Source organism: Paenibacillus sp. FSL W8-0194 (genome assembly GCF_037969745.1).
In the GTDB taxonomy this organism is placed as follows: domain Bacteria; phylum Bacillota; class Bacilli; order Paenibacillales; family Paenibacillaceae; genus Paenibacillus_AQ; species Paenibacillus_AQ cookii.
In genome coordinates this window covers 3,855,302-3,874,538 of record NZ_CP150205.1, presented here as the reverse complement: position 1 = coordinate 3,874,538, position 19,237 = coordinate 3,855,302, and the positions used below count along the sequence as shown (strand labels likewise).

Annotated in this window: 28 protein-coding genes; all 28 read left to right on the top strand. The window is 49.8% G+C overall.

The features are described from left to right. Positions 1-266: 266 nt before the first annotated feature. Positions 267-623, top strand: coding sequence for a hypothetical protein (locus tag MKY58_RS17600; protein ID WP_339321390.1), 357 nt, complete (start codon positions 267-269; stop codon positions 621-623). A 35-nt stretch (positions 624-658) separates the two neighbouring features. Then, positions 659-919, top strand: coding sequence for a hypothetical protein (locus MKY58_RS17595; RefSeq protein WP_339321389.1), 261 nt, complete (start codon positions 659-661; stop codon positions 917-919). 102 nt (positions 920-1,021) lie between these two features. Next, positions 1,022-1,414 (top strand): hypothetical protein, encoded by a 393-nt coding sequence (locus MKY58_RS17590; RefSeq protein WP_339321388.1) that lies wholly within the window; start codon positions 1,022-1,024, stop codon positions 1,412-1,414. A 501-nt stretch (positions 1,415-1,915) separates the two neighbouring features. After that, positions 1,916-2,467 carry a site-specific integrase gene (locus MKY58_RS17585; RefSeq protein ID WP_339321387.1) on the top strand — a complete coding sequence of 184 codons (552 nt, stop codon included), beginning with the start codon at positions 1,916-1,918 and terminating at the stop codon, positions 2,465-2,467. A gap of 158 nt (positions 2,468-2,625) precedes the next feature. Next, positions 2,626-2,985, top strand: coding sequence for an HNH endonuclease (locus MKY58_RS17580; RefSeq protein ID WP_339321386.1), 360 nt, complete (start codon positions 2,626-2,628; stop codon positions 2,983-2,985). Next, on the top strand, positions 2,978-3,163 hold the full coding sequence (locus tag MKY58_RS17575) for a hypothetical protein (RefSeq protein ID WP_339321385.1): 186 nt from the start codon (positions 2,978-2,980) through the stop codon (positions 3,161-3,163). The genes MKY58_RS17580 and MKY58_RS17575 overlap by 8 nt, the downstream gene beginning before the upstream one ends. Before the next feature lie 82 nt (positions 3,164-3,245). After that, positions 3,246-3,731 (top strand): phage terminase small subunit P27 family, encoded by a 486-nt coding sequence (locus tag MKY58_RS17570; protein ID WP_339321384.1) that lies wholly within the window; start codon positions 3,246-3,248, stop codon positions 3,729-3,731. Then, positions 3,712-5,505: a terminase TerL endonuclease subunit gene (locus tag MKY58_RS17565; RefSeq protein ID WP_339321383.1), complete on the top strand. Its 1,794-nt coding sequence runs from the start codon at positions 3,712-3,714 to the stop codon at positions 5,503-5,505. The genes MKY58_RS17570 and MKY58_RS17565 overlap by 20 nt, the downstream gene beginning before the upstream one ends. Positions 5,506-5,525: 20 nt before the next feature. Continuing rightward, on the top strand, positions 5,526-6,800 hold the full coding sequence (locus MKY58_RS17560; protein WP_339321382.1) for a phage portal protein: 1,275 nt from the start codon (positions 5,526-5,528) through the stop codon (positions 6,798-6,800). Between the two features lies 1 nt (position 6,801). After that, a complete protein-coding gene (locus MKY58_RS17555) occupies positions 6,802-7,395 on the top strand; it encodes an HK97 family phage prohead protease (protein ID WP_339321381.1) in 594 nt (197 codons plus the stop codon). A gap of 44 nt (positions 7,396-7,439) precedes the next feature. Beyond that, positions 7,440-8,609, top strand: a complete 1,170-nt coding sequence (locus tag MKY58_RS17550; protein ID WP_160037311.1) for a phage major capsid protein — start codon at positions 7,440-7,442, stop codon at positions 8,607-8,609. A 36-nt stretch (positions 8,610-8,645) separates the two neighbouring features. Further along, positions 8,646-9,032: a hypothetical protein gene (locus tag MKY58_RS17545; protein WP_339321380.1), complete on the top strand. Its 387-nt coding sequence runs from the start codon at positions 8,646-8,648 to the stop codon at positions 9,030-9,032. Next, positions 9,032-9,574 (top strand): phage gp6-like head-tail connector protein, encoded by a 543-nt coding sequence (locus MKY58_RS17540; RefSeq protein WP_339321379.1) that lies wholly within the window; start codon positions 9,032-9,034, stop codon positions 9,572-9,574. The genes MKY58_RS17545 and MKY58_RS17540 overlap by 1 nt, the downstream gene beginning before the upstream one ends. Before the next feature lies 1 nt (position 9,575). Continuing rightward, positions 9,576-10,052 carry a hypothetical protein gene (locus tag MKY58_RS17535; RefSeq protein WP_160037313.1) on the top strand — a complete coding sequence of 159 codons (477 nt, stop codon included), beginning with the start codon at positions 9,576-9,578 and terminating at the stop codon, positions 10,050-10,052. A gap of 6 nt (positions 10,053-10,058) precedes the next feature. Further along, the gene (locus MKY58_RS17530; RefSeq protein ID WP_339321378.1) at positions 10,059-10,412 is read left to right on the top strand and encodes a hypothetical protein; all 354 of its coding nucleotides are present in this window, start codon (positions 10,059-10,061) and stop codon (positions 10,410-10,412) included. After that, entirely contained in the window at positions 10,396-10,866 is a 471-nt protein-coding gene (locus MKY58_RS17525) for a hypothetical protein (protein WP_339321377.1), read from the top strand. Before MKY58_RS17530 ends, MKY58_RS17525 begins: the two co-directional genes overlap by 17 nt. Before the next feature lie 5 nt (positions 10,867-10,871). Further along, complete coding sequence (locus MKY58_RS17520) at positions 10,872-11,873, top strand: DUF3383 family protein (protein WP_339321376.1); 1,002 nt, start codon at positions 10,872-10,874, stop codon at positions 11,871-11,873. 14 nt (positions 11,874-11,887) lie between these two features. Then, on the top strand, positions 11,888-12,274 hold the full coding sequence (locus MKY58_RS17515; RefSeq protein WP_160037317.1) for a phage protein: 387 nt from the start codon (positions 11,888-11,890) through the stop codon (positions 12,272-12,274). A gap of 37 nt (positions 12,275-12,311) precedes the next feature. Continuing rightward, a complete protein-coding gene (locus MKY58_RS17510; RefSeq protein ID WP_339321375.1) occupies positions 12,312-12,617 on the top strand; it encodes a hypothetical protein in 306 nt (101 codons plus the stop codon). Continuing rightward, on the top strand, positions 12,577-12,774 hold the full coding sequence (locus tag MKY58_RS17505; protein WP_160037318.1) for a hypothetical protein: 198 nt from the start codon (positions 12,577-12,579) through the stop codon (positions 12,772-12,774). The genes MKY58_RS17510 and MKY58_RS17505 overlap by 41 nt, the downstream gene beginning before the upstream one ends. Before the next feature lie 43 nt (positions 12,775-12,817). Next, the gene (locus tag MKY58_RS17500) at positions 12,818-15,016 is read left to right on the top strand and encodes a phage tail tape measure protein (protein ID WP_339321374.1); all 2,199 of its coding nucleotides are present in this window, start codon (positions 12,818-12,820) and stop codon (positions 15,014-15,016) included. Next, positions 15,017-15,568 carry a phage baseplate protein gene (locus MKY58_RS17495; RefSeq protein ID WP_339321373.1) on the top strand — a complete coding sequence of 184 codons (552 nt, stop codon included), beginning with the start codon at positions 15,017-15,019 and terminating at the stop codon, positions 15,566-15,568. It abuts the gene before it with no gap. 10 nt (positions 15,569-15,578) lie between these two features. Further along, complete coding sequence (locus tag MKY58_RS17490) at positions 15,579-15,905, top strand: hypothetical protein (protein ID WP_160037321.1); 327 nt, start codon at positions 15,579-15,581, stop codon at positions 15,903-15,905. Further along, positions 15,898-16,686: a hypothetical protein gene (locus MKY58_RS17485; protein WP_160037322.1), complete on the top strand. Its 789-nt coding sequence runs from the start codon at positions 15,898-15,900 to the stop codon at positions 16,684-16,686. Before MKY58_RS17490 ends, MKY58_RS17485 begins: the two co-directional genes overlap by 8 nt. Next, entirely contained in the window at positions 16,683-17,078 is a 396-nt protein-coding gene (locus MKY58_RS17480; RefSeq protein WP_339321372.1) for a Gp138 family membrane-puncturing spike protein, read from the top strand. The genes MKY58_RS17485 and MKY58_RS17480 overlap by 4 nt, the downstream gene beginning before the upstream one ends. Beyond that, positions 17,075-17,422 carry a DUF2634 domain-containing protein gene (locus tag MKY58_RS17475; protein WP_339321371.1) on the top strand — a complete coding sequence of 116 codons (348 nt, stop codon included), beginning with the start codon at positions 17,075-17,077 and terminating at the stop codon, positions 17,420-17,422. Before MKY58_RS17480 ends, MKY58_RS17475 begins: the two co-directional genes overlap by 4 nt. Beyond that, positions 17,412-18,590 (top strand): baseplate J/gp47 family protein, encoded by a 1,179-nt coding sequence (locus MKY58_RS17470; RefSeq protein WP_339325191.1) that lies wholly within the window; start codon positions 17,412-17,414, stop codon positions 18,588-18,590. Before MKY58_RS17475 ends, MKY58_RS17470 begins: the two co-directional genes overlap by 11 nt. Next, positions 18,583-19,224, top strand: coding sequence for a hypothetical protein (locus tag MKY58_RS17465; protein ID WP_339321370.1), 642 nt, complete (start codon positions 18,583-18,585; stop codon positions 19,222-19,224). Before MKY58_RS17470 ends, MKY58_RS17465 begins: the two co-directional genes overlap by 8 nt. Positions 19,225-19,237: the final 13 nt, after the last annotated feature.

Below are 19,237 nucleotides of genomic sequence, written 5' to 3'. Positions count from 1 at the left end.
ATCCGATCCGGTTGCCGGATCGAGCGCCTAAATCTTGTTGTATGTCCGGCTGCCGAAATAGCACAACACCAGACGGTCAGAACGAGATACGGACAAATCCGAGTCAAGCCGGATGGGTTTGTCAGAAAAGGGCTCGCTTACATCATTGAGGATCCCGGACGAAAAGGACGAGGGTTTGCCTGGGTTTTTGGATATAGGCCTTATATCAAAGAGAATTAACGGAAAGAGGCATAACCCTGCCTCTGTCCACAAAGGAGCGATTGAAAATGTCTAAAGTTAAATTATCTGAATTGCCACATGATACCCTACTCAGTTTTGAGGATGCTCACTTTACAGTAACGCCTAGCGAGCTGCGCCAAATGATTGAAGATGGCGAAGACCTTGTAGAACTTACATGGTATGTTGCGGTGCCTCAAGAATGGAAACCGAGTGCTAAGCAGATGGTCAAGTCGTTTATTGAAGATCAATACCAAGACATGTATGAAGATTGGGATGAACGGGCGTATGACTGCTTGAAACAAGAGCATTATGACCGGATACAAGCCGTTTTAGACGAAGCTTTTTGCAGCGATCATGTAACAAAATATTGGATGCTTGATGGGCCAGAAGTAGTTATTGATTAAGGCTTAGCCTATCCATACCAGGAGGGAATATACAAATGAAGGATACAGCGAAAATAAAAGCGATCAACTCATTAGAAGTCATAGAGTGGTCCGCCGGATTAGGCGAACTGGAATATGTGCTTGCAGCGCGAACGGATGAAAATTTGCAGGTTTTACTGGCTGCAGGTTTTACTGACGAGGAGATTGCACACGCGACGGGCGATGGTGAAATGGATATTGATTTATCGACGTTGGCCTTGAACTATACAAGTGCAAATTGCTGGGATAAGGACAAAGGTTTTTACCAGGAGGAATGACGTAACATAAAAATGAATCCACCGCAGTGATTTGGCCGTCTCTCGGTGGATTCAAACACATGTTCCTTCATTATTATACCAAATAATGAGGGGATGAGGGGAATGTTGTTGCAAGCAGTAATGACGGGAGAGCAAGGGGAACTCTGGCCGTCCGTAACCGAAACAGACAAGCTGAAAACTCGGAAATTACTCGAAAACTACGTGAAAGACAAGCAAATGGTACTAGCATTTTCCCGAAAATCCAATCTGCCGGAGCAAATGCAAAAGGTTTACCAGGCTAAAAAAGATGAAGTCGAAATCATTGAACTAGCTTTAAACTTGATCCAAGACGACCAAATAAAAAGGGTCATTGAGCACAGATTTTTTAAACTCAGAAGATACACGGATACCGTTATGTTTTACAGTGGCTGCATGAGCAATAGCACGGTCGATCGTTACATTGATAAGGGGATCGCAGCTATTGCCGATAGCCTAAAATTGTGGGGGATCATCTAAAAAAAACTGAGGGAAAGTCGAAGGAATCTTGACGGCGAGCTGACGGCGGTTAGGGGATACAGTGGACTCAGGCAAGGAAAATCTTGCCTGGGAAAAGTCTACTGCCCCTTATCGCTGTAGATGCTCGGCCGTGCTGTGGGTCACATGACCTTAGACGTTAATCGTCAAGGGTGCGGCGTGAGGAGGGGTTAGATGCCCCGAAGTCGCTCCGCCCGGGCGGCATATAAATACGGGCATTCTCATGGCCTTCCGGTAACGTAGGTTCGATTCCTACAAGGCCTTATTTCATATGATTTCTGTCACAACCGTCCTTTATGGGCGGTATTTTTTTGAAGGTGGAGGTGCTGAGTACGTTGTGAAACAAAAGAAACCAATGGTTAGGCAGCCGCTGAAGTGTCGGGGGTGCGTTTGGGGCAAATGGGAAGCATCTGCTCAGTATTGCTCCAAACCAAGCAATATGTGCGCTAAAGGCTCCATGCCTAAAGTGGGTGATAAGCAGAAATGAATCTTGTGCAGCCCATTCGTGATCCGGAACTCCTGCAGGATATTATGGATTACCTGGAAGGTACGAATTACCGAAACTACATCATGTTCCTAATTGGTATAGATACAGGATTACGAATCAGCGACATTTTGAGACTTCGGGTCAGAGACGTAACCGGCTCACATATTTCCATACGCGAGAAGAAGACGAGCAAGCAAAAGCGAATATTGATCACTTCGGAACTGAAAGAGAAGCTTGCTCCGTATATCGAGGGGAAGCCTCCGAACGAATTCCTGATTAAAAGCAGAGAAGGGTTAAATAGGCCAATCACTCGCGAGATGGCCTACAAGATCATCCGTGCAATAGGTGATGAGTTTGGGATCTCGGAGCTCGGCTGCCACTCACTTCGAAAAACGTTCGGGTACATCTTCTACAACAAAACAACGAATAAGGACATTGCCTTGCTGATGAATTACTTTAACCATTCATCACAACAGGAAACTCTTCGTTATATTGGCATGGCTCAGGATACGATGGATATGGCTCTAAAAAGACACCGCAGAAAATAGCCAGTTCCACATATCTGGCATACGTGAAATTCAGTTTCTGAAAGCAAAACAAGCCCATGTCACGCCTGGGTTCTCAAGCATGTCCTGAGTTTAACAAAACCTGTAATATGAGTAATTCATTCTGACATAAATTGGACAACTGAAAGGGGAGGTATCGGGTGAGTTTGCGTCCGAATAAACCGTGCAAGAAGCCTGGATGCAGAGAGCTCACGAGGGAAGGTTATTGCTCTGTTCATGCGCCTCTAGCAAGAGGGTATGACCGTAACCGAGGGTCGTCCGCAAAGCGCGGGTATGGGCGATTATGGAGGCGTGAGCGTGCAGCTTTCCTGTTGGAGAACCCGTTATGTGTGGCGTGCTACAGGAACGATCGGGTGACTGCATCGTCAGTAGTGGACCACGTCGTACCACATAAAGGCGATCAAAAATTATTCTGGGATCGCAGTAACTGGCAGGCTTTATGCAAACCATGCCACGATGCCAAGACGGCTAGAGAAGATGGAGGTTTTGGAAATGGATGATTTCGATTGGAATGTGTCTATGAAGATTAGCTACCTCGACCAGCTGATTAAGCTTGCGACTTGCGATTGCTTAAACGCTTATGAGAAAGCAGCTATCTTTGAAAGAGTCGAGGTATTATGCAATTCAATCGAGAAGGAACTTGGGCTGCAGGAGGCCCCCCAGGGGTCAGAAAAATAAAAGCGAGTCACTGTAGACCGCGGCCCCCTCAAATGCGAAAAAAAGTCCCCGTGATGAAATCGGGGAAAAGGAGGTCTAAAATGTGGCGAATCCAGTGATCAACTTCGATCATATGAGGGTCGGAAAAAAAGGCGGCGGGAAGAACTGGACCAAAAAAGAAGTGGCGGCCCGAGAGGAAGCTGCTAAAAAATTTGAGAGAAAGAAGAAGCTTAAGCTTCGTATTCCTGATTGGCTGGATGATTCTGCTCGTAAAATCTGGCGGAAGACGGTCAAGGATATGGAAGAGTTTGGGGTACTGGACAAGGTTGACGAAGATGTCCTGGGCATTTATTGCGACGCCGTTTCGAAGGTCCAGGAGGCGAGCAGGCTTATTGATGAATTTGGATATACGGAAACCAATAAATCCGGCGTGCAGGTTCCTAACGCTTACGTGCAGATGTCGCAACGATACGCGAACATCGCCCTAGCCTATTCTAACAAGCTTGGTTTAAATGCCGAGTCGCGGGCGCGCCTTGCGAAGCGACAAGCCGACGGGGAAACTGATCCGAATGCAGACCTCTTCGATTAATTGGGACGACCTCCATCCGACACACCGATACGCTGCCGAAATTGTTATGAGAATTCGGCCGAGCTGTGAGATGGAGCGCCTAGCTTGTCAACGACACCTGGATGACCTGCAACGTCAAGCAACGCCTGATTTCCCTTATGTATTTGACGAAAGCCGGGCCGACCGGGTCTTCGAATGGTTCGAACGCTGTTGCCGTCATGTGCGCGGCGTGTTTAGCGGGCAACTCATCGAATTATTACCCTTTCAAAAATTTGACATGGGTTGCGTTTATGGATGGGTCCATATGGAGACGGGGCAACGTCGCTTCCGTAAAGCCTTCCATTTGCGAGCCCGTGGAAATGTAAAGTCAACTGAGATGAGCGGGCTGGCCCTGTACGGCATGTGCGCGGATTGCATCTATCCGCCAGGTCAGCCTGAGCTTCGGAAGTATGAACACAGTCCGGAGGTGGATTGTGCGGCTGTCGATAAAGGTCAGGCCAAACGTGTTTGGGGCGACGCCCGTGAAATGGGTATAAATAGTCCGGATATTTCGAAGCGCTTGCGCATTCTCAGGGGCTATATCGAGCACGCAAAACGCGGTGGGTCGCTCAAACCACTAAGTAAGGACACCAAAAATAAAGACTCCGGCGCGCCGTGTCTCGTTGTAATCGACGAATACCACGCACACCCGACGTCCGAAATTCTAGATGTGTCCTATTCTGGATTTGGTAAACGGCTGCAGTCGCTGATGCAGATTATCAGTACCGCCGGAAAGGATGCTGAAAACAGCCCGTGTAAAAAGGAATACGATTACTTATGCAAGATGCTGCGCGGCGAAGTGCCGATGCAGGAAAGCTATTTCGCGATGATTCGGGAACTGGATCCGGACGACGATCCGCATGACCATCAGACGTGGGTGAAAGCTAATCCGGTTCTTCAGGAAGATAACGCATATGCTCAGGAGTTGCGCCGCCAGATTCAAGTGGAGCATGACGAAGCGTTTGGGGCCGGTAATCCCGAAAAAATCCGCGAATGGTTGACCAAACGGGTGAATCAATGGCAAAAAGACAGTGAGAACAAGTACATGTCCACTAACCATATGAACAAATGGAAGTCCCTTGCCATGCCGCGAGAGGACTTTTTTGAATTGGTTAAGGGTTATCAAACGTGGAGTGGTTTGGACTTGTCAAAAACCACGGATTTAACGGCCGTTGGTTACGTGTTCCGGCTGCCGGAAGGCCGCTTTGCTGTGACTGCCCATGGATTCATGCCTTCTGAGCGCGCGAAACAACACGAACACAGCGACCGCGTACCCTATCGTCATTGGGCAAAAGAGGGATGGTGTACGCTTACCCCTGGCGAAGTCGTGGATTACAGCTTTATCCAATCCTACATGGAGAAAATGGAGCAGGATCATCAATGGTTCGTACAGGAAATTTGCTACGACCCCTATAATGCCACTCATTTCACACAGCAGCTGGAACAGCAAGGATATGAGCGAGTGGAGATCCGTCAAGGCGTGCAGACGCTATCCGAGCCGACAAAGTTTTTCCGTGAATTGGTGCTGAAAGGTCTTGTCGTCCATGATGGAAGCCCACTTCTGACATGGTGCCTATCAAATGCAGTTGAGATCATCGACAATAATGGGAACATCAAACTGAGCAAAAAACACAAAGACGATAGCCAACGTATCGACCTGATCGCCGCAGTCATTAACGCGCTTGTCCGGGCTATGGTTGGCGACGGCCGCATTGATTTGAACGCCCATATTATGGACGATGACTTCTCATTCTAACGGAAGGGGGTGATAAACCTATGAGAAAGAGTGTCTTCCGCCGCTGGCTGGAACGCCGGTCTGACGGTGATTCGCTGTTAAATCCAAAGCAATGGCTGCTGGATCTTTTCGGGGTCTCGAATACCTCAAGCGGGGAGCGGATCACGAATGATAAGGCGCTTCTGAACAGTAACGTCTATACATGTGCTTCCATATTAGGCGGCGACATCGGCAAACTTCCGCTGCAGGTCTTCAAACGGCGGGGGAATGGCATTGAGAAAGACGACTCCCATCCCGTCACTCGTTTACTTGGGGTGCGGTCGAATCCTTATATGAGCGCCTATACGTTCAAGGAGCTTATGCAGGTACATGTCACGGTTTGGGGCAATGGATACGCAAACATTGAATGGGAAACCAGCGGGCCGAACAACGGCAGACCGAAAGCACTGTGGCCGCTCGACCCATCTAAGACGGATGTCCACGTGGATAACGTCACGGGGGAAGTATGGTACGTGACGACATTACCGAGCGGCGAGCTGCGGAAGATCAAACACACGGACATATTGCATTTTAAGGCCATAAGCAAAAGCGGCCTGAAAGGGATAACGCCAATTGCAGTTATCCGCGAAGAGCTCGGTGTTCAGCAGGCGCAGCGGAAATTCCTGGGCTCATTTTATTCGAATGGTACTGCAACCCGCGGCATACTCAAATTGCCCGCCGGAGCGACCTTGGACAAGCCTGCGAGAGAGAAGGCCCGTGATGAATGGCAAAAGGCGAACTCAGGTCTGAACAACGCGCATAGGATCGCAATTTTGGATGCTGGAATGGAGTATCAGAATTTGGGAATGCCGCTTAATGATGCGCAGTTCATTGAAACAAGTAAATTCGGCATCGCGGAAGTCGCCAAGATTTACAAGGTTCCCGGCTATAAGCTTGGACTGACGGATGTTAAGTTCTCAAATATGGAAAACCAATCCCTTGAATACGTGAAAAGCACGCTGCAGCCGATCATGACGAATTGGGAACAGGAATGTGACTACAAGCTGTTCACAGAGCTGGAGCGACGGAGATTTTACACGAAATTCAATGTCGCCGGCGAGCTCCGAGGCGATAGTACCAGCCGGGCGGCCTATTACAAAGAAATGATTGCGATGGGCGTGTATTCGATTAACGAGGTGCGCGAACTGGAGGAACGCGACAATATCGGGGAAATGGGAGACCGGCACTTTGTCAGCTTGAACTATGTCAGCCTGGAGAAAATGGACCAGTATCAAGCACTAAAAGCGGGCCTGAAATCTGAGAAAGGGGGTGAATAACTTGGAGAAAGAAATCCGTTATCTGCATGCCGATACCATTGAAGTAAGGAGTGGGGAGGAGGAGAGCGATTCCCTGGGGCTTGCCGGATATGTCGTGAAGTTCAACCAACGGAGTCATTTGATTTGGGGTGAATTCTATGAGCGAGTGGCCAAAGGCGCTTTCCTGCGCAGCCTGCAGGAGAACACGATTAAGGCCTTATGGAATCACCGTTCCGATTTTGTCTTGGGATCGACTAAAAACGGTACCCTTCGCCTGTATGAAGACAATACTGGTCTCCGATTTGAAGTTGACTTGCCGAATAACACATGGGGAAAAGATGCTTATGAATCGGTACAGCGTGGCGACGTAGACGGTATGAGCTTTGGATTCAGAGTACGCAAAGACGCCTGGCAGTATTTGAAGGATGAAGACGTATACGAGCGTACCTTGTTGGAAGTGGATTTATTTGAGGTCTCTCCAACCCCGTTTCCAGCCTACCCTGATAGCGAAGCCAGCCAGCGAAACCTTGAAGGTTTGGGAATCCAAACGAAAGAACAAAGGAAAATGGAAAAAGAAAGACTGTTACTTGAACTTGACTTGTTGGCTATCGGCTGACTGGTCTTTTTTATTTCCCAAAATATCATTTATGGAGGTTCAAGATGGACGAAAAAGAACGTGAACTGCGCCAAAGACTGGCGGCAAAATTGGAGGAGGCCCGGAGTCTTGCTGCTGAAGGGAAACTTGACGAGGCGAGAGCAGCGAAGGATACTGCCAAGGAGCTTCGAAGCCAAATTGACCTGCTTGCTGAAATCCGGGACACGGACACGCCGGGAGTCACTACGCCGGTGAGTGAGCCAGAAAAACGGGCGGATGATCCTGCTGACAAGGATGCACAATACCGCAGCGCCTTCTTGAAAACACTTCGCAATAAACAGCTGAATGCGGAAGAACGTACATTGATCGAGGAAAGAACCATTGAAGAAACACGTGGCATGCAAGAAGGCGTTGACGAAGACGGCGGCTTGATCGTCCCGCAAGATATCAACACTATGATTCACGAACTCAAGCGGCAATATATTTCGCTTGAATCGTATGTCACGGTTGAGCCTGTCTCCACACGTAGCGGCTCCCGCGTGATTGAGAAGAACGCGGATATTACGCCATTTGTCGAGATCACGGAACTGACCGACCTCGATGATATGGATAATCCAAAGTTTTCGCCGGTGAAGTTTGACATCAAGGACCGGGGAGGCATTATGCCGATCAGTAACAGCTTGCTGAACGACACGGATCAGAACTTGATGGCCTACATTTCCAAATGGATTGCCAAAAAATCCGTCGTAACGCGGAATAAATTGATCCTGGCATTGCTGGATACGAAAACCAAGGTGCAACTGAACGGTCTCGACGATATCAAACGGATTTTGAATGTGGACCTGGACCCAAGTATCAGCCTGGGCGCGATCATTTTGACGAATCAGGATGGTTTCCACTGGCTCGACACGCAGAAGGATAGCGACGGCCGCGACCTGCTCCAGCCAAACCCACAGAATCCGACCCAAAAGATGTATAAAGGCAAACCGATCGTGGTTCTGGCCAATCGTTGGTTGCCGACCACAGGGACAACTACCAAACTTGCCCCGATGATTATCGGCGACCTGAAAGAAGCCGTCGTCTTGTTTGATCGTCAGCAGTATTCCATCGCTTCGACGAATGTCGGCGGTAAGTCGTTTGCCCGGAACTCGACGGATGTCCGCGCCATTCAGCGCGAGGACGTGCGGGCATTTGATTTGGATGCGGTCGTTTACGGACAGATCACCATTGCCTAAGAGCGTGGGGCGTTGCCCCAGGATTGGAGGGATAGCATGTACTTGACAAAAAACTACAAGGAACCCGGTGGCCAACGCTGGGTGATCCAAGGGGAGCTTGCCTTGGAAGGGGAAGGAAAAATCACAAAGGATGGGAAAGAGCTCCCTCTTAGCGGTGAGGGCGTAACTGGACCGGAAGGGCCAGCCGGATTATCAGCGTATGAAATTGCTGTGAAACATGGCTTCGATGGTACGGAAGAAGAATGGATTTCCTCTCTTTCAGGGCCAGCTGGTGAAGCAGGCCCGAAAGGGGAAAAGGGTGAACCCGGAGCGAAGGGGGCAACCGGTCCTAAAGGCGACCCCGGATTTCCAACGGAAGAGCAGTGGAACGAGCTGGTTACCCGTGTCGCTGCGCTTGAAGCTGCGCAGGGAGGCGGCAAGTAATGCTGACCACACTGGACCGTTTAAAAGGAATACTTGGTCCACAAGCTGATGTTTGGGGGGATGACATGCTGACACTTCAAATTGCGTCAGCATCCTCCACTATCGAAAATTATTGTAAGCGGCATTTCAAAAAGCAACGGTACTCGGAACGGGTCAGCGGGCATTCAAACTCAAAATATCTCAATTTGCGTAACTATCCGATCTACAGCGTCGAATTGCCAAGCGATTGGGATTTTGAGGTACTGGATGACGGCCGTTTGTTCCGTGCTGAAGGATGGCCCCAGGGGGAACACAATATCCAGGTCAGCTACATCGGGGGGTACGTGCTTCCAGGCGATGCCACAGAGGAGGAACCAAGGACCCTTCCGGAGCCGTTAGAACTTGCCTGCTTGCTCCTTGCCCAGCAAGGATTGCGTGATCCTAGCATTCGTTCGGAGCGGGTAGGAGATATCAGTATCACTTATGCGGATGCAGGAGAAGATGGGCGGCTTCCTGGCGCTGTGGAAGCTCTAATATCGCCATTTGTAGGGCGGTGGGTATGATATGCCTCGTGCGACAAGAAGAAGGGCGAGAAGGGCAAATGTCGAGGTCACAGAGCTTACCTATTTGCCGGATATCCTGAAGAAGCTCGAAGAACTGACCAAATATGAAGTGCATATCGGAGCTTCCGGCGATGCCGAAACGGCCATGATCGCAGCTATCCACGAATTTGGTTCCGCTAAAGCCGGGATACCGGCGCGGTCTCCGATCGGAGGCGGGAAACGGAAAGCCCAGGCCGCTATATCCAAGTTGGTCAAAGCCGGAGTGAACGAAATTGTACTGAAGAATGAAACGGCCCGAGGTTTGCTCGAAAAAGTGGGTCAAACCGGGCTGCAAAAAATGATCCAAAACTTCGATAAAATCAGGCAGCCGCCACTCAACCCGATCTATGCGCGACGTAAAGGGAGCAACAAAATTCTCGTTGCCCAGGAAAAGAAGCTGCGGGACTCGCTTAAATTCATTGTCGTTCGGAAGGGGTGAGCGATTTTGCGGCAATTCCAATTTGCGGGGATGATGCGAAAGTATTTTCGCCCATATATCCTCGTGCGTCCCGGGGAGACAAAAAGGTATGACGAATATGGTGATCCAATCCCATCTGATCCGGAGCGGATCACCCTGCAAGGGCATATTCAGCCGCTCGATGCCAAGCTTACGCAGGCGGAAGGGGGAAAGTACACCGCAGAGGACAAAGCCCTTTATACGTTGTCGGAGCATGCTGGCGGGGATTTGATTGAATATCAAGGTAGCCAGTACATTGTCGACGATCCGGCATTACGAGACTACAGCGACATCAAGAAATATGTACTGAAAAAGGTGGTTTCCAATGATCCCGTACAATGAAATCCGGAAAACGTGGGTCCAAGGGTTGAAAGAAGCCCTGCAATTGCCGGTGATCAACATGAACGGCGGCGGAGACATGCCCAAGACTGCATTTTTGACGTACAGCATATCCGACGGGGTGCCAGGTCAAAGTATATTAAAGACCCAACACAACGGAAAGCAGCTCCTTCAGGAGACGGTGAAATTTACCGTCTCCTTTTTGTCGTATGCCGATGACAATGTAACCAGCACGACCAACGCATTGTTGGCCCGGGATTGGTTTAAAACAACCGGCCGGCAGGCCCTGAAAGATTTGGATGTGATTGTATCCTCTATTGGCAATGTCGATAACCGGGACATCACCATCGGGGTTGAGTGGGAACGCCGTATGGGCTTTGATGTGGAGCTACGGACAACGGATACGACCGAACAGGAGCTTATACCAATCGAAAAAGTAAATCTCAGAAGGGAATGAACGCTTTGAGCAATATCAATGACGTATCCGTCGTGATTGACATTCAGCGCCCCACGCCGATCATCGGCATGGGGAAACCGCTGATCATCGGTTCGAGCGCGAACGGCCAGGATTATAAAGTGTACTCCGATCTGGAAGCGGTAAAGGAAGACCATGCCACAAATACAGAGGTATACAAGGCCGCATTTGCTTTGTTTAATCAAGGCGACCACTCTCCGGAATCAATCGCCGTTATGCTTTATAAAACGGGTGACGTTATCACGGACTTTTTGCCGACGATTTTCAACAAAGACTGGTACTATGCGGTGTCTACCAGCAGCACGCTTGCGAATATCACAGCGATTGCTGATGCAGTCGATGCGGACGATTCACGGTTGTTTTTTGCAAGCACCAGCAGCTTGGAAGACCTGGGGAAAATCCATGCAAAGAATTACAAACGCACCGTGATGATGTATCACGAGGATACATCGAACTATCCGGAGGCGGCATGGATCGGACGGGCAGGATCGGCGCCAGCAGGCAGCCTGACATGGAAATTTAAGACGCTCAACGGCATCAAACCGCTGGAACTGAGCAAGACGGAGTTGGAACAAATCCATGCGATGAATGCCAACACCTACGTGACCAAGGCCGGGGACAACGTGACGAGTGAAGGGAAAACCGTCTCGGGCGAGTACATCGACATTATCCAGTCGCAGGATTACTTGGTGCAGTCCATTAACTTTGCGGTGCAGAAACTGTTTAACCGCAGCGATAAGGTTAGCTATGACAACAACGGCATTGCTCAAATTGAAAGCGAGGTCAAAACGGTCCTTAATCGTGCTGATTTGAACGGCATGATTGCACACGACGACGACAACTTGCCGCTGTATAGCACCGATTTTAAATCGAGGTCGCAGGTGGATCCGGCGGACCGCGAAAAACGTGAATACAACGGCGGGACATTTACCTTTGAACTGGCCGGAGCCATCCATAAAACCAAAATCAAAGGCTTAATTAAGCTGTAAGGAGATGAAAAACCATGCAATACGATCCAATGGACCTGACTGTAACCGTAGGCGGCGTATTTATTACGGGGTTTTCCGAGGACTTGGCCGAATGGGAGAAGGACGAGGATAACAAGACGGCCAAAGTTGGCGCCCAGGGAGATGTTGTTACCAGCAAGGTAAACAATCCTCTGGCAACGTTGACGATTACGCTGCTCCCGACGAGTCCGCAGGTCGCCTATTTGGATAAATTGGCCGTAACGGGCCAAGAGGTCCCCGTATCTGTCATTTACAATGGCGAACCCAAAGAAAGTATCACATGCACCCGGGCATTTATCAAAAAGCCAGCGACACGGACTTACGGGAACGAAGCGGAGGATCGGGAATACGAAATCCAAATGCTTGATCACAAAGTCAATTAAAAATCCAATACAAATCATGATAGGGAGATGAATCATTATGTTCAAACAAAAAAACTACAAATCTAAAGCGGGTAAGGAGTACACTTTCCAGCATCCAGGTGTTCGGATGGTATCTAAAATTAACGATGCCTGTAAAAATAAACACGGCGTTGTGCTCGAAGAGCGGCTTGCCGAGGAAGTGCTGAAGCATGTTATTGTCGCACCTAAACTGAAAATTGAAAGCTTCGAGGAATACTCTGAATACTCTGAAGTCATCAATGCCGCATATGCCTTCATTACCGGCCAGGATCGGGAGGGAGAAGATGATCAGCAAGAAGGAGGCCCAGAAGAGGGCCAAGAATAACTGGCGTTATTGGCGGCTGCTGCTATCGGAAATGAATATCTCATACTCCGATCTGAATCAAATGGATGACGACGATATCGCAGAGGCGAACGCTGCCCTGGATATCCATATCAAGCAGCAGCAACGCGAAATGAATAAGGCTAAAAACAAGAAGTGAGCGCCCGAGTGGCGCTCTTTTTTTATGGTGAGGTGATGCAGCTATGGCCGGTGGCGTCATAGGGAATCTTATGTTTGCCGTGGGCTTCAAAATTGGTGATAGCGCCCTGAGAAGAGCCCAAAATCAAGTGGATTCCTTACAAAACACGGTGTTTGCCCTCGGAGCAGCTGCAGGGATCGCCATGGGGCAATTTGGCGCTGCGTCTATTGGTGCGGCGGCAGACTTTCAAAAATCCATGGCTCAGGTCCAGATGGCAACGGGAGCCACCAATGAGCAGATGGAGGCTACAAGAGCCATCGCCACCGAATTATACAATCAAAATTTCGGCGAGTCGTGGCAGGACCTGGGGAGTGCCATTGCAACTACCAGCCAGATCACCAAGCAGCAGGGCAAGGAGCTAGAAAACACCACGAAAAACGCGCTCCTTATGCGAGATGCGTTCGGCTTCGAGATCCCCGAATCGGTCAAAACGGCCAACACGTTGATGAAGCAGTTTGGCATCACCAGTGACCAGTCCTTTAATTTGATCGCACAAGGCAAGGAGAAAGGACTGGATTTTTCGGGCGAAATGCTGGATACCGTCAACGAGTACGCAAACCAGTTTCAATCCTTGGGCTTTTCGGCTGAAGAGATGTTTGATACTTTGGCTGTCGGTTCAGAAAACGGCGCATTTAACCTGGACAAGGTTGGAGACGCGGTGAAGGAATTTAATATCAGGGCGAAGGACGGCAGTAAATCGACGGTGGAGGCCTTCCAGATGCTGGGCCTGAATGCGGATCAAATGATGCATACATTTGCCGCAGGAGGGCCGCAGGCGAAGCAGGCATTCCAGCAAATCATGCAAATGATTGCCGACATTGAGGATCCTGTGGACCGAAATACGATCGGCGTCGCCTTGATGGGATCGCAGTTTGAAGACCTTGAAGTAAAAACGATTACTGCCATGGGTACCGTTCGCAGTCAGTTCGACATGACCAAGGATAAGATGGGCGAGCTGAATCAGATCAAGTTTAATACGCCCGGGGAAGCCGCCGCCCGGATCGGTAGGCAGCTCCAGACGAATTTGCTGATTCCTATTGGCGAAAAGCTGCTCCCTTACTTGACTCGGTTTTCGGAATGGCTTGAAAAGGCCGGGCCAGAACTTACAAAGGTAGGGGGCGATTTGGTAGATGGACTTGCCAAAGGGATATCGATCGTTACCGACGCGGTTGAATTTTTCGTCAAAAACATTGATGTGATCGGTCCAGCACTTGCTCCGCTGGTTGTTGTCCTCGCTGTACTTGTCGGTACGTTGATGTGGCCATGGATCGCATCGCTATGGGCTTCCGTCGTTGCTTCTTGGGCGCTTATGGCCCCATGGCTGCCATTTATCGCTTTGGCCGTGGCTATCGGTGCAGCAATCGCGGGAATTATCCTGATATTTAAAAATTGGGGCTCAGTAAGTACCTGGTTGGTCAACGTGTGGAATGCCTTTAAGGCTTGGGTCGTCAATATTTTTAACAGCATCGTTGACTTTTTCCGAACCTGGGGACCGACAATTCTGATTGTGCTCGGCGGGCCGATCGTTTGGGTCGTGGCCCTCGTCATCAAGTATTGGGACCAGATCAAGGCGTTCACGATGTCGATATTTACAAATATATCGGATCGGCTGAAAGCGATATGGGATGGTATCAAAAACAGCATTTCCAATACTGTAACGGGCATCTGGAATAAAATCACAGAAATCTGGAATCGGATCATCGGATTCCTCAAAGGCATCAATCTCTTTGACATTGGCCGGAACATCATAGAGGGAATGGTAAACGGGATCAGCTCCATGGCGAACGCCGTCGTCGACAAAATGAAAGAGATCGGCAATAGTATCACGGAAAAAGTAAAGGGCATCCTCGGGATCCACTCGCCGTCCAGAGTCATGATGGAGCTGGGCTTTTACACCGGCGAAGGTTTGGCGAAAGGTATCGATGGCACACAGGACCGCGTATCGGCGGCATCCGCTGGCTTGGCCGATGAAATCACGACATCCGCAAGCACAGCTCCCGCAAAAGCGACCTTGGCCCCCGCGAGAGCGGCCACAGGACATGCTGCCGGGTCTATGGAAATCAAGGTAAATATCGATCTGCGGGCAGACGCTTCGAGCGCTACGGTGGCGTCTGATGTGTCTCAGGAGGTACGAACAGTCATACAGCAAGTCATCGAAGAGGCGATTCGCCGTATGGGTCTGCCTGAACCGGAGGTGATCTAGTTGGCGACAATTGATGGCAAATACATTTGGGTAGAAAAGGAATCGCCTAATTTTGATGTGGACATCACGAGTCAACCGGTGGAAAAAGACATCGACATGACAGACCATGTGCAACGTAAAGCGCGCACGCTGGCCTTAAATGGCATGGTAACGGGGAGCAAAGCTGCTGAAATTCATGCCTATCTTGTCCATGCGTCCGATACCGGAAAAATTGTAAAGTACATCGGACGGATGGCCTTCAGCGGGTTGATTAGCGGTCTTTCCACGGAGCGCACATATCAGACCGCTGATGGCTTTACTTTTTCGTTTACACTTACCGAAGTGCGTGTTGCTCAATCCTCTTATGTAAGCAAGTTACCTGCCCCTGTGAAGGCACAGGCGGCCAAGATCGTTAATAGCGGTGTCAAGCAAACCAAATCAAAAAAGAAAACCAAGAGCACGAAGACGAAAGACAAAAAGAAGAAGTCGACCACCAAGAAAAAATCAACAACTAAAAAGGAGCCAGTCAAAAAAGTGAAATTTAAGAAGGGCAGCCCTTGGGCGGCTGATTAGGTGGGGATGAATGGATTACGAATATATTGAAATCGAAAAAGATTTAATCCCGTACCGGTTCGATATTTCGCTGGCCGATGAAATGTTCACCTTTGAAGTTCATTACAACGAAGAATTTGACTTCTTCACCGTCAATCTTGAAAAAAACGGCGAGATACTTGCGACCGGAGAAAAGTTGATCTACGGGCAGCCCTTGTTTTATGACAACCAGGACAATCGATACCCGAAAGTGCCGATCGTGCCATATGATGAATCGGAAAATGAAAGCGAAGTAAATTGGCGGACGCTCAATGAGAGCGTCTTTTTGTATGTGATCGAAGGTGATGACGATGGATAATTTTGGCCGCGTGGTCGAGGTTATGACAGCCAATATGAAGTTTTCGAGCGAACATTACAACATCGAAGGCAAAGTACCGTTTGATAACGATCCGCTGCCCAACGAATCTGAAATCAAAATCTGGAACTTGTCCGATAAAACCATAAATAACATTAAGCGTGGTGCGGTGATGATGCTGAACGCTGGTTATAAAGGCGATGTCGGCCTGCTGCTGCATGGCTATATTTCTAAGGTATCCACGACATGGGAAGGCGTAGACAAGATCACGGTAATCAACGTTTTGGACAGCGAAGACCTATCCAAACGCGAGGTCAAGGAAATCGCTTATGCCAAAGGGACACTGGCGAGCCAAATCATCAAGCAAATGGCCGGGTACATCGGCCTCCCGATTGCTCAAATGGAGCTTAACCAGGATTACCGATACCAGGAGGGATATACGGCCAAAGGCAAGGTAACGGAAATCATTGCGAAGGTTTGCAAGGATTGCGGGACATCCGTTTATATCAACAAAAATAAGCTCTATATCCGGAATTTGAGGCGTGGCGGTGATGCAGTCTTTAAGCTGAACAAGGATACGGGCCTGATCGGTACCCCGGGCCGATTCGAAGACGGGGGAACGAAAGGATTCAATATCAAAATGCAGCTACAGCACCGGGTTACTACGGCATCGGTCATTGACCTAGAATATTCGCAGTTTACGGGCCGGACGCACGTCCGCAGCGGCTCGCATACCTTCAGCCGAACGGGGGATTTCGTTACGGAAGTGGAGGCGATTTTATGAGAACCGACCCTGCGGGCAGCATGTCCACGATTTTCGAATCCTTCAAAGCCAAGATTTTCAGCGACTTGCATGTGGGCTTTTTGTGCAAAGTCATTAACTTTGATTCCGGGAAGTGCGCGGCGGACGTTCAGCCATTGATCCGAACAACTTCCGACATGCCGGCGATAATTCAGGGCGCCCAAGTCCTTGCGCATCGATTATCCGTCAACGGAGGAGAGCCGCAAGTATACAAGCCGCTCTTAAAACAAGGCGATGTGGTCTTTGTAGTCTGTGCCGATCGGGAAATCAAAAACGCTTTGAATGGATCGGTGGCCGCAGCAAGCACAGGCCGACAACATGATGTTAACGACGCAGTTGTATTGGGGGTGCTCGGATGCAATCTTTCAAGTTGATTGACGGGGATATTGTCTTTAATAGCAGCGGCGATTTGGAGATGATCGACGGCGACGAGGAGCTGGCACAATGTTGTGACATTGCTTTGGGGACAAATACCGGGGAATGGTTTCTGAATCCGGAAATGGGGATTGATTTCAGCCTGTTTCTCGGGAAGCATTTGAGCGAAGAGCAGATGCGGGATGAAATTAACCGGGGATTGCTTCAGGAAGAACGCATTTCCAGTGTAAACGAGATTGTGTTTAACCCGGATGAAAAGTCTCGGGCGATGGAAGTCTCCTTTGTCGCTACCAAAGCGGACGGAGAGGGGATTCAAAGTGAGGTGAAGATTGGTGCTGACTGAAAAAGGATTTCAACGAAGACGGTTCGACGATCTTTTTTCGGAGGCTGAGGACAAAGCAAGGGAAGTTTATGGAGAACAGATAAACACTTCAGAAAGATCATTCCTCGGCATTATGCTGCGCATTTTCGCTTGGTTTTTGGCCAAAATTTGGGCCGTTGCTGAGGACGTATATAATAGTGCGTACATCCCAACGGCCACCGGAAATAACCTCGACAGGCTCGGGCCTTATGTCGGGATTACTCGTGTTTTAGATCAATACGCCTCGGGCGTCGTGAAAATTTCCGGCACACCGGGCCATTCGGAGGCGGCTGGTTTTCGTGTAGGTACCGAATCCGGAATCCAATACGAGACATTGGAGGATTTTACGATCGGGCCCGATGGGATGGTGCTGGTTAAGGTTGAAGCTATTGAACCGGGACAATCCGGGAATGTGGCCGCCGGACTGGTCAACGTTGTCGTCAACCCTAATCCGGATGTGACAGCCGTCACCAACCCCGAGCGGATCACCGGAGGCCGTGAGAAAGAGACGGACCCGGAGTTTCGTTCTCGCTTTGAATTGTCTGTAGCCGGGGGTGGATCGGCATCTCTTGATGCTATTCGGGGGGCGCTGCTGCGATTGGAAAAGGTTCGGGCGGCGGACGTAATCGATAATAAGACAATGGAGGTTGACGCGGCCGGGCGGCCGCCGAAGTCCATACAAGTTTACGTCTTGGGCGGGGACGATCAGGAGGTGGCCGAGACGATCTTTGCTAAGCAGTCCGGCGGCATCGAAACCTATGGCGATATCAGCAAAGAGGTATTAGATTTGGGCGGGTACCCGCACACGATTAAATTCAGCCGCGCCGAAGAGGTACCTATCTATGTCCGTGTTGAGGTCAATAAAAACGACCGATATCCAGCTGACGGGGACGACTTGATCCGGAACGCCATTATCCGGTATATCGGCGGCGAAGACGCCGCAGGCAGTTATTACAATGGCTTGTCCATGGGCGCGCCGGTTGTATTTACCCGTCTGATCAGCGCCGTATATTCAGTGGATGGCGTAGAAGACGTCGCTCTCACGGTCGGCAGCAGCTCTCAAAACATGCAGAGCCAGAACGTTGAAATTGCTCCGTACCAGGTTGCGCAAACGACAGCGGGCCACATTGAGGTGTCCAGTCATGTTTAGCATGAAGGATATGCTCGGGCGGTTCATGGACGTTTTCAATAAAGACCCGGATTCGAACATTGGAAAGTTGATTGGTATTCTATACGGCCAGCTGAAAGAAGTCGGGGACACGCTGGAAACCGTCCGTGAATGGCGCAGCATCGATAAGGCCAAGGGGACCACCCTTGATATGATCGGGCAAAACATCGTCCAGCCGCGCGGCGCGGCCACGGACGAGATTTACCGGGTTCTGCTGAAATCCAAAATTGCCCGGAACCTATCACAAACCGACATTAACACCATTATCCGGGTTCTGGCGCTGGCCCTGAACTGCGATTACAGCGATATCCGTATCAAGCCCAAGTTTAATGACCCCGTCGACCCGGAGCCCGCCGCAATCTCCCTTATTCGGGTGCCTATTAAGCGGCTGAATGAGGTCGGCATGTCGCCTATGCAGTTTGGACAGATCATACAAAAGACGGTGGCTGCCGGTGTGCGGGTTGCCCAAATCGAGCTGGCCGGAACCTTTCAATTGTCTTCAAAATATGGAGCTTTGGAGACAGGACCGACCGGACTGGCCGATCCTGATATGAGCACGGGCGGCACGTTGGGCGAAGTATACGTACCGGGTCATGACTACACATTGCCAATATAGGAGGGAACACGCG

Bases quoted from the DNA above. Each gene is read 5' to 3' on its own strand.
- MKY58_RS17545 (WP_339321380.1), top strand. From the start codon at position 8,646: ATGTACTTGACAAAAAACTACAAGGAACCCGGTGGCCAACGCTGGGTG.
- MKY58_RS17595 (WP_339321389.1), top strand. From the start codon at position 659: ATGAAGGATACAGCGAAAATAAAAGCGATCAACTCATTAGAAGTCATA.
- MKY58_RS17565 (WP_339321383.1), top strand. From the start codon at position 3,712: ATGCAGACCTCTTCGATTAATTGGGACGACCTCCATCCGACACACCGA.
- MKY58_RS17480 (WP_339321372.1), top strand. From the start codon at position 16,683: ATGAGAACCGACCCTGCGGGCAGCATGTCCACGATTTTCGAATCCTTC.
- MKY58_RS17500 (WP_339321374.1), top strand. From the start codon at position 12,818: ATGGCCGGTGGCGTCATAGGGAATCTTATGTTTGCCGTGGGCTTCAAA.
- MKY58_RS17585 (WP_339321387.1), top strand. From the start codon at position 1,916: ATGAATCTTGTGCAGCCCATTCGTGATCCGGAACTCCTGCAGGATATT.
- MKY58_RS17505 (WP_160037318.1), top strand. From the start codon at position 12,577: ATGATCAGCAAGAAGGAGGCCCAGAAGAGGGCCAAGAATAACTGGCGT.
- MKY58_RS17490 (WP_160037321.1), top strand. From the start codon at position 15,579: ATGGATTACGAATATATTGAAATCGAAAAAGATTTAATCCCGTACCGG.
- MKY58_RS17575 (WP_339321385.1), top strand. From the start codon at position 2,978: ATGGATGATTTCGATTGGAATGTGTCTATGAAGATTAGCTACCTCGAC.
- MKY58_RS17515 (WP_160037317.1), top strand. From the start codon at position 11,888: ATGCAATACGATCCAATGGACCTGACTGTAACCGTAGGCGGCGTATTT.
- MKY58_RS17600 (WP_339321390.1), top strand. From the start codon at position 267: ATGTCTAAAGTTAAATTATCTGAATTGCCACATGATACCCTACTCAGT.
- MKY58_RS17535 (WP_160037313.1), top strand. From the start codon at position 9,576: ATGCCTCGTGCGACAAGAAGAAGGGCGAGAAGGGCAAATGTCGAGGTC.
- MKY58_RS17540 (WP_339321379.1), top strand. From the start codon at position 9,032: ATGCTGACCACACTGGACCGTTTAAAAGGAATACTTGGTCCACAAGCT.
- MKY58_RS17560 (WP_339321382.1), top strand. From the start codon at position 5,526: ATGAGAAAGAGTGTCTTCCGCCGCTGGCTGGAACGCCGGTCTGACGGT.
- MKY58_RS17465 (WP_339321370.1), top strand. From the start codon at position 18,583: ATGTTTAGCATGAAGGATATGCTCGGGCGGTTCATGGACGTTTTCAAT.
- MKY58_RS17485 (WP_160037322.1), top strand. From the start codon at position 15,898: ATGGATAATTTTGGCCGCGTGGTCGAGGTTATGACAGCCAATATGAAG.
- MKY58_RS17510 (WP_339321375.1), top strand. From the start codon at position 12,312: ATGTTCAAACAAAAAAACTACAAATCTAAAGCGGGTAAGGAGTACACT.
- MKY58_RS17525 (WP_339321377.1), top strand. From the start codon at position 10,396: ATGATCCCGTACAATGAAATCCGGAAAACGTGGGTCCAAGGGTTGAAA.
- MKY58_RS17590 (WP_339321388.1), top strand. From the start codon at position 1,022: ATGTTGTTGCAAGCAGTAATGACGGGAGAGCAAGGGGAACTCTGGCCG.
- MKY58_RS17550 (WP_160037311.1), top strand. From the start codon at position 7,440: ATGGACGAAAAAGAACGTGAACTGCGCCAAAGACTGGCGGCAAAATTG.